12 protein-coding genes are annotated in these 16,198 nt (G+C 65.1%); all 12 read right to left on the bottom strand.

Annotated features, from left to right (window positions below; translation table 11 throughout):
• Window positions 1-23 precede the first annotated feature (23 nt).
• The 12 genes from FYB76_RS10490 to mfd all read right to left on the bottom strand — a co-directional run bounded on the left by FYB76_RS10490 (window position 24) and on the right by mfd (window position 16,036).
• Complete coding sequence (locus tag FYB76_RS10490) at window positions 24-1,859, bottom strand: diguanylate cyclase (RefSeq protein WP_229296944.1); 1,836 nt, start codon at window positions 1,857-1,859, stop codon at window positions 24-26.
• Between the two features lie 206 nt (window positions 1,860-2,065).
• A complete protein-coding gene (locus FYB76_RS10485; RefSeq protein ID WP_154133610.1) occupies window positions 2,066-2,521 on the bottom strand; it encodes a MaoC family dehydratase in 456 nt (151 codons plus the stop codon).
• A gap of 75 nt (window positions 2,522-2,596) precedes the next feature.
• Window positions 2,597-3,625, bottom strand: a complete 1,029-nt coding sequence (locus FYB76_RS10480; protein WP_088753618.1) for a diguanylate cyclase domain-containing protein — start codon at window positions 3,623-3,625, stop codon at window positions 2,597-2,599.
• A 25-nt stretch (window positions 3,626-3,650) separates the two neighbouring features.
• Window positions 3,651-4,673: a chemotaxis response regulator protein-glutamate methylesterase gene (locus tag FYB76_RS10475; RefSeq protein WP_088753323.1), complete on the bottom strand. Its 1,023-nt coding sequence runs from the start codon at window positions 4,671-4,673 to the stop codon at window positions 3,651-3,653.
• Window positions 4,670-6,982 (bottom strand): hybrid sensor histidine kinase/response regulator, encoded by a 2,313-nt coding sequence (locus tag FYB76_RS10470; RefSeq protein ID WP_154133609.1) that lies wholly within the window; start codon window positions 6,980-6,982, stop codon window positions 4,670-4,672. Before FYB76_RS10470 ends, FYB76_RS10475 begins: the two co-directional genes overlap by 4 nt.
• On the bottom strand, window positions 6,979-7,650 hold the full coding sequence (locus tag FYB76_RS10465) for a chemotaxis protein CheW (RefSeq protein ID WP_154133608.1): 672 nt from the start codon (window positions 7,648-7,650) through the stop codon (window positions 6,979-6,981). Before FYB76_RS10465 ends, FYB76_RS10470 begins: the two co-directional genes overlap by 4 nt.
• Window positions 7,643-8,923, bottom strand: a complete 1,281-nt coding sequence (locus FYB76_RS10460; RefSeq protein WP_154133607.1) for a protein-glutamate O-methyltransferase CheR — start codon at window positions 8,921-8,923, stop codon at window positions 7,643-7,645. The genes FYB76_RS10465 and FYB76_RS10460 overlap by 8 nt, the downstream gene beginning before the upstream one ends.
• Window positions 8,920-9,387 (bottom strand): chemotaxis protein CheW, encoded by a 468-nt coding sequence (locus FYB76_RS10455; protein ID WP_154133606.1) that lies wholly within the window; start codon window positions 9,385-9,387, stop codon window positions 8,920-8,922. The genes FYB76_RS10460 and FYB76_RS10455 overlap by 4 nt, the downstream gene beginning before the upstream one ends.
• Before the next feature lie 29 nt (window positions 9,388-9,416).
• Window positions 9,417-11,042, bottom strand: a complete 1,626-nt coding sequence (locus tag FYB76_RS10450) for a methyl-accepting chemotaxis protein (RefSeq protein ID WP_154133605.1) — start codon at window positions 11,040-11,042, stop codon at window positions 9,417-9,419.
• A 232-nt stretch (window positions 11,043-11,274) separates the two neighbouring features.
• Window positions 11,275-11,637 carry a hypothetical protein gene (locus FYB76_RS10445; protein WP_088753317.1) on the bottom strand — a complete coding sequence of 121 codons (363 nt, stop codon included), beginning with the start codon at window positions 11,635-11,637 and terminating at the stop codon, window positions 11,275-11,277.
• A gap of 36 nt (window positions 11,638-11,673) precedes the next feature.
• Window positions 11,674-12,558, bottom strand: coding sequence for a phosphoserine phosphatase SerB (serB, locus tag FYB76_RS10440; RefSeq protein ID WP_154133604.1), 885 nt, complete (start codon window positions 12,556-12,558; stop codon window positions 11,674-11,676).
• Window positions 12,559-12,598: 40 nt separating this feature from the next.
• Window positions 12,599-16,036, bottom strand: coding sequence for a transcription-repair coupling factor (gene mfd / locus FYB76_RS10435; RefSeq protein ID WP_154133603.1), 3,438 nt, complete (start codon window positions 16,034-16,036; stop codon window positions 12,599-12,601).
• Between the last annotated feature and the right edge of the window lie 162 nt (window positions 16,037-16,198).

The following is a 16,198-nucleotide window of genomic DNA, read 5'->3' as shown; positions in this document are numbered from 1 at the left end:
AGGCCCGTCCCCGGCACCCCGGATCAGGGACAGGCAAAGGGCGCAAACTCGAAACGGTTGCGCCCTTTTTCCTTGGCACGATACAGGGCATCGTCGCTGGCGCGCAGGACGTGCTCCTGGCCCGGACAATCGGCCTGCATCAGGGCGATGCCGATCGACAGCGTCACCTCCACTTCACGTCCCTCGTGCCGCAACGGTTGGCTGGCGAAGCTGGCCTGCAGGCGCGTCGCGAATTCGGCGGCCGCCTGCAGGTTGGCCCCGGAGAGGATGACCGCAAACTCCTCGCCCCCCAGCCGTCCGGACGCATCCGACTTGCGCAGCTGGCGCTGCAGGACCTGGGCAAAATGTTTCAGGACCTGGTCACCCACGGCATGGCCCAGGCTGTCGTTGATGCGCTTGAAGTGATCCAGGTCGCACATCAGCACCGCAGCAGTATCACTCACCCCGCGCTGGATACGGCTGTGCTCTTCCTGCAGGCGCTGCATGAAGCAGCGGCGGTTGGGCAGTTGCGTGAGGTAGTCGGTGAGGGCGAACTCCTGCAGTTCCAGTTCGATGGCCTTGCTTTGGCTGATGTCGCTGATGTAGCCGTGCCAGAGCGTGGTGCCATCGTCCAGCCGGCGCGGGCGTGCCTGGCCGCGCAGCCAGCGCACGCGCTGGCCGGGTGCGATCACCCGAAACTCCAGCATCCAGTGCGAGGCGCCGGCCAGGGCCGCCATGCGCGAGGCGCGGTACAGCGACAGGTCTTCCGGATGGAGGACGGTATCGATGACATCCGGCGAGTCCAGCAGCTGCTGGGGGGTCAGGCCATAGGTCTCGCGCGCGCCCTCGCTGACATAGGTGAAATAGCCGCGCTCGCCAGGCGGTACCCGGAACTGGTACACCATGCCGGGGATCTCGCTGGTCAGGTAATCCAGCATGCGGCTGCTCTTGGCCAGTTTGTCGGTGAGCCGCCTGAGTTCGGTAATGTCGGTCGTGGTGCCGATCATGCGCAACGCATTGCCCTGGGCGTCGCGCGCCACGACCTTGCCGCGGCTGCTGATCCACTTGTAGCTGCCGTCGCGGCAGCGGATGCGGTGCTCCACCTGGTAGCTGTCGGAGCGCGAGGCGAAATGCTGGCGGATGGTTTCCTGTACGTAAGGCAGGTCATCCGGATGGATGCGCTGGTAGGCATCTTCCAGGTGACTGGAGAGTTCCCAGTCCTCATACCCGAGGATGGCCTTCCAGCCGCGCGAATAATACATCTCGCCGGTGACGGCATTGCGGTCCCAGATGCCGGTACCGCTGCCTTCGATGGCCAGCGCCATGCGCTCATCCGCCTCGCCGGGTGGCTCGCTGCCGACCCGTGCATGCACCGGCACCAGCGAGCGCTCGATGGCCAGCATGGCCATCGAGACGGCCGCGCCGACGGCATCCCGATAGGCCTGTTGCCGGTGCGATACGTCGCCTTCGGCATCGGTGGCCGTACAAATGGTCAGCACGCCGGCCACCTCGCCGGCAAAGGAGCGCAGCGGCAGCACTTCCAGCAGCTTGCGGGCGTGACGCGCACTGAGGGCGGTCAGGCCGTTCCAGAACGGAGCCGAGTCAGGGTCTTGCACGTCCAATTGGCCCAGTTCGTCCAGGAAGGCCGCAGACAGGCGCGGTGCCGCGCCCACCGTCATGCGGCGGGACTGGGGATCAAACAGGAAGATGGCCAGGCAGCGTTGCGGATAGCTGGCCGAGAAAGCGCTGGCGATGCGGCCCAGCAATTGCTCCAGCGGCGCACCGCGGGCAATGTAGGACAGCGTCTGCTGGAGAAAGGCGAGCTCCTTCCGGGGACAATCCGGATCGGCGTCAACCTGATGGAGGGGTCGTTCTGACATCATGAGCGGCGGGTTCAGCAAGGACGCGGCGGCAGCGCCACAAGGGAGCGGCCGAATGATTGCACATTAGCACTGAAAGACAAGTTCGGGCGACGGCCCTGGTGAAAATCCACGCAGGCAACCGCCAGCGATGCGCTCAGGCCACACAATGCATGAGCTTCTGCGAGAAAGCGAGCGGCCCCTTCCGGGGGGGGCGGCCCGGATGCTCAGTAGCGGCGTACCAGGAATTCGGCCACGCACACCGGCTTGTCCGATCCTTCACACTCGACCGTGATGAGCCAGGCCAACTGGATGCCGCCGGGAATGTCCTCGGTGGACTCCAGCCGGATCAGGCCGCGCACCCGCCGGCCGACCGGCAAGGGGGCCGGGAAACGAACGCGGTTGAGCCCGTAGTTGAGCAGCATGCGCACATCCGGACCCAGGCTGATGGACTCCGACAGCATGCGCGGCAGCAAGGCCAGGGTCAGGAAACCATGCGCTACCGTGCCACCGTAAGGCAGCTCGCGCGCGGCGCGTTCGGGGTCAACGTGGATCCATTGATGGTCGCCGGTCGCATCGGCGAAACGATCCACCTGTTCCTGCGTGACGGCAATCCATTCGCTGCAGGCCACTTCCTGGCCCGCCAGCGATTTCAGTTCTTCCAGGCTGGCGATGGTACGCATTCCGGTTTCCTTCCGTGTCTTCATCGATGGGCCGGCGCAGCTCTGCTGCATCCGGCCTGCTTGTTCTTTTCGTGTTCAGCCGTCCTGCCAGACCACGCGATTGCGCCCCTGCTGTTTGGCCAGATACAGGCGGCGGTCAGCCATCTCGATCAGTTCGCTGATCTCCTGGTGCTCGGTGGGGACCATGCAGGCCGCCCCGATGCTCACCGTCAGCCACTGGCTGATGCCGGAACGGGCATGCGGCACCTGGTTGGACTCGATCAACTGGCACAGTTTCTGGCCCAGGGCTTGCGCCCCCTCCAGCGGCGTGCGCGGCAGGATCATGGCAAATTCTTCGCCGCCAAAGCGCGCCGACAGGTCGGCCGGACGCTGGATGCTGTTGTCCAGGGTCTGTGCCACCTGGCGCAGCACGGCGTCACCGGCCACGTGGCCGTAGTTGTCGTTGTAGAGCTTGAAGAAATCCACATCGATCAGCAGCAGCGCCAGGTGCAATCCGTCACGCCGCGCACGGCGCCATTCCGCGCCCAGGTAGTCATCGAAATAGCGGCGGTTGGCAATGCCGGTCAAGCCGTCGGTATTGGTGAGGCGCTGCAGTTCGAAATTGGTTTTCTGCAACTGCTGCTGGCTCTCGCGCAGGGCGCGATAGGCGGCGTCGCGCTGCAGCAGGTTGATGTAGGAGCGGGAGTGATAGCGCAGCCGCGCCACCAGTTCGATCACGTCCGGCAGCTTGACCATGTAGTCATTGGCGCCCCCGGCAAAGGCATCACGCTTGATCTCGGCATCGTCGCGGGAGGACAGCACGATGATCGGCACATTGGCCAGCACCGGGCTGGCACGATACTGACGCACCAGGGTCATGCCATCCACGCCGGGCATGACCAGGTCCTGCAGGATCACCGTGGGGCGGGTCTTCTCGGCCACGGCCAGGGCTTCATCAGCGCGGGTGCAGAAGTGGAAATCGATATTGTCTTCCTTGGCCAGGGCGCGGCGGATCGCCTCGCCAACCATGGCCTGGTCATCCACCAGCAATACCATGATCTTGTAGTCGTCCGCGGGCAACGCCGGGGCGCTGGCCGTGGTGTCGGTTGCTTGCACCGAACTCATCATGCTTTCCTTCATTTCAATGGGGTCAGGCTGCAGCCAGCAGCGCCTGCAGCCGTGCCGCCATGGCACTGACCGGCAGGACCTCGACGGCGGCGTTGAGCGCCACGGCCGCCTTGGGCATGCCATAGACGGCGCAGCTTTTCTGGTCCTGCGCCAGGGTGTGATAGCCGTTCTCACGCAGGGCTTTCAAGCCCGCTGCGCCATCGCGGCCCATGCCGGTGAGCAGTACGCCGGTAGCCTTGCCTTCCCAGTGCCGCACGATGCTGTGGAAGAAGGCGTCGACCGAGGGCCGGTAGACGTCGGTGGGCGCGCCGTCGACGTAACCCAGGCGGCTGCCTTCCTTGAACACGAGATGATGGTTGCTGCCCGCCAGCAGGACTTCTCCCCGGCGCGGCAGGTCACCTTCGACCGCCAGGCGCACGCGCAAGGCCGACTGCTGCTGCAGCCATTGGGCCATGCCGGGCGCAAAGGCAGCATCGATGTGTTGCACGATCACGATGCTGCCCGCAAATTCGCTTGGCACCTGCTTGAGCAGCGTCGAGAGCGCCGCCGGACCGCCAGCCGATGCGCCGATGGCCACCAGCGGGGGCAGGTCGCCATGGGCGGCCGGCGCCAGCGGGCGTACCGGGCGGCGTACCGGCGCGGCCATGTCGTCGGGACTCAAACGCCCGAGGTTGTCGATCTTCTCGATCAGTGCCGCCGCATCGCGCTTGCCGGCCGCACCGATGAGCGCCGGGGTCTGGGTGGCGTCGAGGGCTCCATGACCCATGGCTTCATAGATCTTGGCGGCGCTGGTATCCATGTCGGAGGTCACCACCAGGATGGGGCAAGGGGTGTCCTGCATGATGCGGCGCGTGGCTTCCACGCCATCCATCTTGGGCATGAGCAGATCCATCAGCACCACGTCCGGCAATTGCCAGGCGCACATCTGCACGGCCTGCTCACCGTCGCGGGCGATCCAGATCAGTTCATGGCGGGCGGATTCGGCAATCACCCGGCGCAGCACTTCCACCATCATGGGGGTGTCGTTGACGATGCCGATCTTCACGTTGTGGCCTCTCCAATCAAATCCGTGACGGCCTGCAACAGGCTTTCGTCATGGAAACTGCTCTTGGTGAAATAATGATCGGCGCCGGCCGCCAGGCCACGCTGCCGATCTTCTTCACGATCCTTGTAGGACACGATCATCACCGGCAACGCCTGCAATTGCGGCGCGCCGCGTATGAGGGTGACCAGCTCGATGCCATCCATGCGCGGCATGTCGATATCGGTGATGACCAGGTCGAAATGCTCGGCACGCACGGCGTTCCAGCCATCCATGCCATCGACGGCCACCGTGACCTGGTAGCCCCGGTTGGCCAGCAACTTGCGTTCCAGCTCGCGCACGGTCAGCGAATCGTCGACCACCAGCACTTTCTTGCGCACGGTCACGGCGGCCTGGTCGGCGCTGTCCTGGCCGACCGTCTGCAGGCGCCCGGAAGCGGTCAGCTTTTCCACGGTGCGCAGCAGATCGGCCACGTCCAGGATCAGCAAGGGCGCGCCATCTTCCATCAGCGCCCCGGCCAGGATGTCGGGGATCTTGCCCAGGCGCGCATCCAGCGGTTGCACCACCAGCATGCGCTCGCCCAGGAAAGCATCGACCGCGATACCGTAGCTGTGTTCCTCTTCGCCAATGACCACCACGCACACGCTGCCATCCCGCGCGCGCCACTGGCCGCGCTGCAGCACCTGGTGTGCGCTGACCAGGCCAACCTGGCGGCCTGCGTGGCTGAAGTGCTGATAGCCCTCCAGGGTCTGCAAGTCCTCGGCCGGCAAACGCAAGGTCCGATTCACGTAGGCCAGCGGAAACGCATAAGGTTCACCGGCGATCTCCACCAACAGGCTGCGGATCACCGACAGCGTCAGCGGCAACTGCAGCAGGAAGCGGCTGCCCTGCCCTTTGCGCGTGGTGATACGGATCGTGCCGCGCACTTGCTTGAGCATGTCCGCCACCACGTCCAGGCCAACGCCGCGCCCGGAAATCTCGGTGACGGTGTCGCGCAGGCTGAAGCTGGGCAAGAGCAGGAAGTCCAGCAATTCGGCGTCGGACAGGCGCGCGGCCATGTCTTCGGTAGACAAGCCGCGCTCGACTACGGTGCGGCGTAGCCGGTCCAGGTCGATGCCGCCACCGTCATCGGCGACCTCGATCATCAGCATGCCCGCACTGTGGCGCGCCTCCAGTCGCACCACGCCCTGCTCCGGCTTTCCTGCGGCACGGCGCGCAGCGGCGTCCTCGATGCCATGGTCGACCGCATTGCGCAGCAGGTGGCCCAGCGGTGCTTCCAGTTTCTCCAGGATGTCGCGATCGATCTGCGTGGTGTTGCCGCTGATCTCCAGCCGCACCGACTTGCCCAGCGCATGGCCGACGTCGCGCACCATGCGCGCAAAGCCGCCAGTGCCGTCGGCAAAGGGCCGCATCCGGCAGGCCAGGGCCTCGTCATAGAGCTGTTGCGAGAGATTGACCGAACGCCGGTCGAAGGCGTCGAGTGCAATCAATTGCTCACCCAGCAGTTGCTGGTTGGTTTGCATCAGTGCACGCAGTTCGGCCAGCGTGGTCTGGGCAAATTCATCGAGCTGGCTGGACGACAATTTCTGTTGCAGCAGGTCCAGCGCCTGCACGGCTTCGCGCTGCACGCGCTTCATGCGCAACATGCTGGCAGAGAAGGGTTTCAGGCGGCGCGACTCCACCAGCGATTCACCGGTCAGGCTCAAGAGGCGGTCCAGGCTGTCCGCACTCACGCGCACGGCGCGCGCGGCGGCAGCCTGGCTGGCGATGGGTGCCGTTGCGACAGGCTGCGCCGGCTCCGTGGCTGCGGCCGACGGCGCAGGCGGTGCCGGCTGCGGGGCCGCCTCGGCGGCGCGGGCCTCCTGCATTGCGGCCGTCGGTACCGGCCAGGGAGGGGCGTCTGCACCACTCATCACGGCCGGCAAGGCTTGCAGGAAAGCCTGCACCTCGGCACTGCCGGCGTGGTCGGCCCAAGCCTCGTCGCCGTCCGGTGGCGAGGCGATCCGTCCCAGCAGGTCGGCCCCGTGCAGCAGCACATCGATATGTTTCTTCTCCAGCAGCAGCTTGCCCTGCTGCGCCAGCACGAAGCAGTCCTCCAGCACGTGGGCCACCTTGACCGCGGCTTCCAGGCCGACGATGCGCGCTGCGCCCTTGAGCGAGTGGCCGGCGCGCATGCAGGCTTCCAGGTGTTCGGCGGCCGTCGGCTGCTGTTCGAGGGCCAGCAGGCTGGTATTGAGCTGGGAGATCTGGCTTTCCGCCTCGAAGCGGAACAGGTCCAGCATGGACATCTGGCTGAGATCGGGCGTACTCATGTCATGCTCCGGTTGAGTACGTAGAACAGCAATTCATGGTCAAGCAAGCCGATGGGACGGCCGCGCCACTCCACCATGCCGCGTGTGTACTGGATGGCCGCCTGCGCCAGGGTGGTCGGTACCGGGGCCAGGCTGTCATGCCGGTAGCGGTGCACACCGGCCACCTCTTCCACCGGGAACACCAGCACCTGCCCTTCATGGGCCGCCACCAGCAGATGCTGAGCCGATGTCTGGGCCGGCAGCTGGAACAGCTGCGCCAGCGACACACAGATGCGCAATGCACCGCGAATATTGAGCACGCCGGCGATGGCGCTGTTGCGCTGGTGCGGCAGGCTGTGCAGCGGCCGCGCCCCGGTCACTTCCTGCACCACCGACGTGGCAATGGCCAGCCATTCGCCGGCGATGCGCACCACCAGCGCCGAGGCCAGTGTCGCCTGATCTTCTTGCACCTCTTCCATCGCCATCCCCGCGTGCAGCCATCGCTGCGCCACTTCATCGGAGGCCTCCACGCGATCAAGCTGAAGCAATGCCGCGCGGGCAAAGGTCGGGCAGTTCAGGCAGCGGATGTGATGCGCCAGCTCGGGGCAGCTGCCATCGCCCTTGGTACCGATGCGGCTCCAGCAGGCCTCCAGCGTCGTGCCGGATGATGTCACGCTCAGTTCAGCCATGATGCGGCTCCTCGCTCGCCGTCACACGGCCAGCACGCTGGCGCAGGCGATCGGCACCCGCCGCGTCGCCCTGGGCCTGCAGCAACGCGGCCAGTTGCAGCAAAGCGGCGTGGTGACGGGGTGCCAGATAAAGCACCTTGCGATAGCAGCGCTGGGCCTGTTCGATGTCTCCCCCGGCATCGTGGATCAGGCCTTGCAGGTAAAAGGCTTCGGCACTGGGTCCCTGCTCGGCCATGGCTTGCTCGCACAAGCCGGCAGCCTGCGCGAGCTGCCCCTCATCGGCCAGCACTCGCGCACGCTCCAGCAAGGGCTGGCGGCTTGCGCAAAGCGGCGCCGCCGCAGGGGCTGCGAAGGGCTGCACGCCTGCCGTGGCGAAGGCCGGCGGCGTGAGCGGACGCGGCGCGCCCGGCGCACCGGGCTGCGCCAAGGGTGGCAGCGGCGCCGCCAGCATCGCGCGATGCCAGGCTGGCCGCTCGGCCGCCACCCGCTTGCGAAAGCCGAAGGCCAGGGCAATGCCGGCCGACTCCAGACGTGGACTGAGCAGGATGCCGCCTTCGGCCGGACCGACGAAGATCACGCTGCCGGCCTGCATGAGGCTCTCCAGCAGGGTCACGACCTGGCGCTGCACGTCGCGTTCGAAGTAGATCAGCACATTGCGGCAGAAAATGAAATCGTAGGGCGCTGCCTGCCGCAAGAAATCCGGGGCCAGCAGATTGCCGGGGGCAAAGCGCACTTGCTGGCGGATCGCTTCACTCAATTGCCAGCCTTGCTCCAGGGGCAGGAAATGGCGAGCCCTGAATCCAAGGTCCTGGCCCCGGAAGGAATTGCGGCCGTAGACCCCGGCGGCAGCGATCTCCAGAGAGCGGGTACGGATGTCGTAGGCTTCGATGACGAACTGTGACGGCATCACGCCCGCCTCCAGCAGGGCCATGGCCAGCGAATACGGCTCTTCACCGGTAGAGCACGGCACGCTCAGGATGCGCACCGGATGGCCCGGCTGAGCCGCCAGCCGTTCGCGCGCCAGGCGGGCTGTGGCCAGGATGGCTTCGCGGTCACGGAAGAACCAGGTCTCCGGCACCACGGCCAGTTCGATCAGGGCCTGCAGTTCCTCCGCCGACGCTTGCAGGCGTGCCAGATAGAGGCCATCGTCGTCGATGGCCAGCGCGGCCATGCGCTCGCGCACCACGCGCTCGATGAGGCTGCTGCCAACGGTGGCGATGTCCAGTCCCATGGCGGCCTTGAGCTTGTCGGCGATCAGCGGCAGGGTCTTCATGCCGGCACCTCGGGATAGAGCAAGGCGCATGCGGCCGGATCGAGCAGTTCCCCCACTTCCACCCGCTGCAGCAGGCCGCCCTGGTAGGGCAGGACCGGCCCGAGGTAAGGTGCGCCGTCATTGCGGATGGCCGCAGGTGCGAAGTCGGCCGGGTCGATGCGCAGGGTATCGGTCGCCTGCTCCAGGATCAGGCCCAGCAACACCGGTGCCGCCAGGCTGCCCTGGTAATGCACCAGCACCAGGCGGGTGCTCGCCCGGGCGGGGGCGGGTCGCCCCAATGCCAGCATGGACAGGTCGATCACGGGAACGTGGCTGCGGCCGTGCGGCAGCAGGCCAGCCACCCATGCGGGTGCCCCGGGCAGCGATTTGCAGGGCGTCAGCGGCAGCACCATCGCCACCGCAGTGGTGGGCAAGGCGTAGCGCTCTTCCCCGAGGGAGAACAGCAGATGCAGGGACTGGCTCATGAGCACGCTGGGCTGGACCGGTCCGGTGCTCAGTCCGTCACCTTGAAGCGCGAAACACCATTGCGCAATTCATTGGAGACCACATTGAGTTCGTCGATGGCCTGGCTCGATTGCTGCAGCGACTCCACCGTCTGCTGGGCCGCCTCGGAGAGCTGCACCAGCGCCTGGTTGATCTGCTCGGCGCTGCTGGCCTGGGCCTGCATGCCTTCGTTGACGATCTGGAAGCGCGGTGCCAGCGCCTGCACCTGCGCAATGATCTGCGAGAGCTGGCTGCCGGCAGTCTGCACATCCTGCATGCCGCGCCGGACCTGGTCGGAGAACTTGTCCATGCCCATCACGCCGGCCGCCACGGCCGACTGGATTTCCTTGACCATGACTTCGATGTCGTAGGTGGCCACGGCAGTCTGGTCGGCCAGCCGGCGGATCTCGGTGGCCACTACCGAGAAGCCACGACCATGCTCGCCGGCCTTCTCGGCCTCGATGGCGGCGTTCAGCGACAGCAGGTTGGTCTGGTCGGCCACCTTGGTAATGGTGGTGACGACCTGGTTGATGTTGCCCGCCTTCTCGTTGAGGATGGCCAGTTTGGCGCTGACCGAACCGGCCGCGTCCATCACGTTCTGCATGGTGTCGCCCATGCGGGTCAAGCCCGCCTGGCCGCTGCCGGCCAGCGCCGAAGTCTGTTCGGAGACCACCGACACTTCATTCATGGTGCGCACCAGGTCACGCGAGGTCGCGTGGATCTCGCGCGAGGTGGCGCCGATCTCGGTGGTGGTGGCGGCCGTTTCGGCGGCGGTGGCCTGTTGCTGGCGGGCGGTGGCGGCGATCTCGGTGACCGACGTGGCCACGCGCGCCGAGGACTTCTGTGCCTGCGAGACCAGCGCGGTCAGTTCATCGGTCATGCGGTCAAAACCATTGCCGAGGATGCCGAATTCATCGTTGCGGTCCAGCGCCACGCGGCGCGAGAAGTCGCCCGAACGCATGATGTCGAGCAGGCCCATGAGCTTCTGCAGCGGTTCGTTGATGGCGCGCATCAGGAAGAAACCACACACCAGCGCCACCAGCAGCGCGGCCATGAGCGCCGTCATCAGGGTGAACTGGGCCGAGTTGACGGCGTCGCCGATACGCTGGGCGGCGTCTTCGGCAATGGCCTTGTTGGTGTCGACCATGCGCTGCGTCAACTGGTAGCCGATGCGCCATTGCGGACGGATCTGGTCATTGACGATCTTGTCGATGGGGGCGCGCTGGCTGAAGTCCATCTTCAAGACTTCGCTGACGATGGCGCGATACTTTTGCCGCGTTTCCTTGAATTGCTCGAAGAGCTTGCGGTCGCCATCGCTGAAGATGGTCTTGTCGTAATCTTCCTGGAGGCGGTCCAGGCGCTCGGCGTTGCGGCGCAGCAGGGCCAGGTCGGCCTGGCGCTCGGCCTCGCTGGTATCGATCTGGATGATCTGCTGGGTCATCAGCAGGTTTTCATACCAGGCGGCGTTGATCTGGGTACTGTAGTAAAGGCCTGGGGTGGAGTCCTCGCGGAGGGCCGTCGCGCTCTTCTCGATGCGCCCCAGGTTGACCGCTGAAATCCCGGCCATGACGGCCATGAGCAGCAGGATGAGCCCGAAGCTCCCGAGGATGCGTTGCTTGATCGTCCAGTTCTTCATGCGCAGGTTTCCCCCTTTGGAGTGAGCGTCCCCGCCCCGGCGCTCGCAGAGGGGCGCGCGTGAACGAAAGTTCGCTGGGTTCTAGCTCTAATGCTATCTAGTAATACTTCGAGATTATCATTGAAATCTTTCAATATCACTATTATCCCTTGCGCAAGCTTTCTTTGCCCGAAGGAAACAAAAACGGCACCCGAAGGTGCCGTTTGAGCGCAGGAAGCATCCAAGTGCCGCATCAGACCGGCATGGGCTTGTTGTCCTGCAGGTCGAGGAAGCCCTTGATGAGCCGGTAGGCTTTCCAGATCCAGGCCAGCGAGAACACCAGGATCGCCACGGGAATGCCGATCACCGTCGCCCACAGCACGCCGCCGGCGAACAGCCAGAACAGGTACCACCAGAAGGAACGGATCTGCCAGCGATGGTGCGTGTAGAGGAAGGTCTCGCGCACGTCGCCGCGCTTGAGGTAATTGACGATCAGGGGCAGCCAGGACAGCATGCCCAGCGAAAATACCAGGCAGGCGGCATGTGCCAGATAGAGCCACCAGACCAGGTCTCGGCCGGTCTGGGTCTGCGGATCGAATACCAGTTCCTGGTTCATCGTGTCTCCTGAAGTGAGGGGAAACCGGCCCCGAGGTCAGGCCAGCAGATTCAAGATGCCGTCCAGTCCCACGAAATTCAAGCCCACACTGGCCTGGGCACGCACCACCGGCTTGGCGCGGAAGGCCACCGACAGGCCCGCGATGCCCATCATGCGCAGGTCATTCGCACCATCACCCATGACGATGGCCTGGCCCGGTTCGGCGCCAATCTCGCGGCAGATACGCTCCACCGTCGAACGCTTCTCCTCGGCATTGACGATGCCGCCGACCACCTTGCCGGTGAGCTTGCCGTCGGCCACTTCCAGGGTGTTGGCGTGGGTGTAGTCCAGGTTCAGGCGTGCCTTCATGCGGTCGGTAAAGAAAGTGAAGCCGCCCGAGACCAGCAGCGTCTTCAGGCCTGCGGCCTGCACTGCCTTGAGCATGTTTTCCGCGCCCAAGGACAGCTGCAGGCGTTCATCGTAGACCCGCTGCAGCGCACCCGCATCCAGGCCCTTGAGCAATGCCACGCGGCGGGTCAGGCTTTCGTTGAACTCGATCTCGCCGCGCATGGCGGCTTCGGTGATCTCGGCCACCTGCGGCTTCAAACCCTGCATGTCGGCGATCTCATCGATGCATTCGATGGTGATGAGGGTGGAATCCATGTCCATCGCCACCAGGCGGAAATCGGACAGCTTGCGGCCCTCTTCGATGAAGGCATAGTCCAGGCGTGCCTGCAGGCAGGCCGCATCGATGCTGGCCTTGAGTGCATCGCTCTGGCTTACGCCAGCCACGCGCCAGGCGTCGGCCTCCGGTACGTGGCTATCACTGATGCGTTCGGCGCGGCCACCGGCCAACTCCGCAATGGTCTCGATGGCCGAAGAAGAAACAGCGTGGTGCTTGGGGGCTTGCAGGATCAGGTTCATGTTGTTCTGTTGATTCATGGATGCGGTGGGATTCGGTAATGCGCGGCCGGGAAGCGGTTCAGCCGGTAAGCGCCTTCATGGTCGCCTTGACCTGCTGCACGCGGGCATTGAGGTCCGGCATGCTGGCCGTGATGCGCAGCTTGTCCGGGCCATTGAGCTTGACCTGGCGGTTCTTCTGCACCAGCTCGATGATGCGCATGGCGTCGATCGGCGGATTGGGAACGAACTGCAACAGCGCCGCTTCCGAATGCGCATCGATCTTGATGATGCCCAGCGGCTTGGCGGCAATGCGCAGGCGGTGCGTTTCGATCAAGGCCTTGGCGGCATCAGGCAGCTTGCCGAAGCGGTCGATCAGTTCTTCCTGCAAGGCATCGATGGCGTCGGCCTTCTCGCAGTTGGCGAAGCGCTTGTAGAGCGAGAGGCGTTCATGCACATCGCCGCAGAAGTCATTGGGCAGCAAGGCGGGGGCATGCAGGTTGATCTCGGTGGTGGTCGAGAGCGGCGCCGCCAGGTCCGGTTCGCGGCCATCCTTCAGGGCGCGCACGGCCTCGTTCAACATGTCCGAATACATCTGGAAACCGATCTCGTGGATCTCGCCCGACTGGTGATCGCCCAGCACCTCGCCGGCACCACGGATTTCCAGGTCGTGCATGGCGAGATAGAAGCCGCTGCCCAGTTCCTCCATCTGCTGGATGGCTTCCAGCCGGCGCTGCGCCTGCTTGGACAAGCCCTGCACATCCTGCACCAGCAGGTAGGCATAGGCCTGGTGGTGCGAACGGCCGACCCGGCCACGCAACTGGTGCAGCTGCGCCAGGCCGAACTTGTCGGCGCGATGCATGATGATGGTGTTGGCGGTCGGCACGTCGATGCCGGTCTCGATGATGGTGGTACAGAGCAGGATGTTGAAGCGCTGCGCCACGAAATCACGCATCACCTTTTCCAGGTCGCGCTCGTGCATCTGGCCGTGCGCCACACCGATGCGGGCTTCCGGCAACAGCTGCTCCAGCGCGGCCTTGCGGTTGGCAATGGTTTCCACTTCGTTGTGCAGGAAGTAGACCTGGCCGCCGCGCTTCAACTCGCGCAGGCAGGCTTCGCGGATGGTCGATTCCTGCTCGGCGCGCACGAAGGTCTTGATGGCCAGGCGCTTCTGCGGCGCGGTGGCGATCACCGAGAAATCGCGCAGGCCTTCCAGCGCCATGCCCAGGGTCCGCGGGATCGGCGTGGCGGTCAGCGTCAAGACATCCACCTCGGCGCGCAGCGACTTCAGGGCTTCCTTCTGGCGCACACCGAAACGATGTTCTTCATCGATGATGACCAGGCCCAGGCGCGAGAACTTCACCTCATCGGAGAGCAGCTTGTGGGTACCGATGACGATATCGATGGTGCCATCGCCCAGGCCCTTGATGGCTTGCGAGACTTCCTTGCCGGTGCGGAAGCGCGACAGTTCGGCAATCTTGACCGGCCAGTTGGCGAAGCGGTCCGCGAAGGTGGCGGCATGCTGTTCGGCCAGCAGCGTAGTCGGTGCCAGGATGGCGACCTGCTTGCCGCCCATCACCGCCACGAAGGCGGCACGCAAGGCCACTTCGGTCTTGCCGAAGCCGACATCGCCGCAGATGAGGCGGTCCATGGGCTTGCCGCCGGTCATGTCCTTGATGACGGCATTGATGGCGGCGGCCTGGTCGGCCGTTTCCTCGAAACCGAAACTGTCGGCGAAGGCTTCATAGTCATGCGCCGAATACTGGAAGGCATGGCCCTGGCGCAGCGCTCGGCGGGCGTACAGGTTCAGCAGTTCGGCGGCGGTATCCCGCACCTGCTGGGCGGCCTTGCGTTTGGCCTTTTCCCACTGGCCCGAGCCCAGCGCATGCAGCGGCGCATCTTCCGGCGAGGCGCCGGAGTAACGCGAGATCACGTGCAGTTGCGACACCGGCACGTAGAGCTTGGTCTCCTTGGCATATTCCAGGTGCAGGAACTCGGTCTCGCCCTCCCCCAGGTCCATGCTGACCAGGCCCATGTAGCGGCCGATGCCGTGGCTGCTGTGGACCACCGGGTCACCGATCTTCAGTTCCGACAGGTCGCGCACCATGTATTCCACATCGGTGGCGGCCTGCTGCTTGCGGCTGCCGGCGCGGCGGCCGCTGCCGGCGTACAGCTCAGTCTCGGTGATCAGCGCCAGGCCAGCGGCGGTGACGAAACCTGCGTGCAGCGGGGCCACGCCCAGCATCAGCGGCTCAGTGCTGGAAAGGAAACCGTTCCAGTCGTCGCACAGCGCCGGATGCAGGTCGTATTCCGCAAAATATTGCTGCAGGGTTTCACGCCGGCCATTGCTCTCGGCACAGATCAGCACGCGCTCGGCGCCCTTGAGCAGGAAGCTGCGCAGGTTGACCAGCGGATCTTCCGCACGGCGGTTGACGGCGATGTTGGGTAGCGGAGCCGAGATGGCCGAAGGCGCATCATCGGTCTTGAGCACCCAGCGGGCGTGGGGTTTCAGCAGGGTGAAGAAATCTTCATCGTCCAGGTAGATGGCGCGCGGCTCCAGCACCGGGCGCTCACGGTCGGCATGAAGGAAGGTCCAACGCGAGCGGGTATCGCTCCAGAAGCGTTTGATGGCCTGTTCGATGTCGCCGACGGTGGCGAACATGGCATTGGCCGGCAGGTACTGGAAGAGCGTAGCCGTCTCTTCGAAGAACAGCGGGAGGTAGTATTCGATGCCCGCCGAGGCGATGCCGTTGCCGATGTCCTTGTAGATGGCCGAGCGCGAGGGATCGCCCTCGAACACTTCGCGCCAGCGATTGCGGAAGGCCAGGCGCGAGGCCTCGTCCATGGGGAATTCGCGGCCCGGCAGCAGGCGGACTTCGGGCACCGGATAGAGCGAGCGCTGGGTATCGGCGTCGAAGGTGCGGATGGTCTCGATGGTGTCGCCGAACAGGTCCAGCCGGTACGGCAGCACCGAGCCCATGGGGAAGATGTCGATCAGGCCGCCACGCACCGAATATTCGCCCGGCGACATCACCTGGCCCACGTGGGTGTAACCGGCCAGGGTGAGCTGGGACTTCAGCTTGCCCTCGTCGAGTTTTTCACCCTGCTTGAAGAAGAAGGTATAAGCCGCCAGGAACTGCGGCGGTGCCATGCGCAACAAGGCCGTGGTGGCCGGCACGATCAGCAGGTCGCACTGGCCGGACTGCACTTCATAGAGCGTGGCCAGGCGTTCGGAGACCAGGTCCTGGTGCGGCGAGAAGGCGTCGTAGGGCAGAGTTTCCCAGTCCGGCAGCAGGTGGCAGCGCAGGCGCTCGCCGTCCTTGGGCTGGAACCAGGGGATTTCAGCCAGCAGGCGCTGGGCATCGGTGGCCCCGGCCACCACCACGGCCAGCATGCGGCCTTCGGCCTTCAGGGCCAGCGCGGCCTGGGCCAGCAGATAGGCATCGGCGGAACCGTGCACGGCGGGAGGCTGGAAACGCACACCTGCCTTGGGCAGGCTTTTTTTCGGGTCAAAAGACATCAGGATCGGGAGGATCGGCTTGGTTTGGACTTGATTCGAGTAGAGCAACGGCGCAGGCCCGGTGGCGGCGGCCGTGCTGGCAGCGCCGCAAAATGCCGGTCGCTTGCAAGGGATTGGCATTAGAATTCAGCCTCCCATTATAAACGAAGGCCCCATCGCAAG

It is taken from the genome of Herbaspirillum sp. CAH-3 (assembly GCF_009668275.1).
GTDB lineage: Bacteria > Pseudomonadota > Gammaproteobacteria > Burkholderiales > Burkholderiaceae_D > Herbaspirillum > Herbaspirillum aquaticum.
Note: the sequence above shows the minus strand (reverse complement) of the source record. Positions and strands in the feature narration are given on the sequence as shown.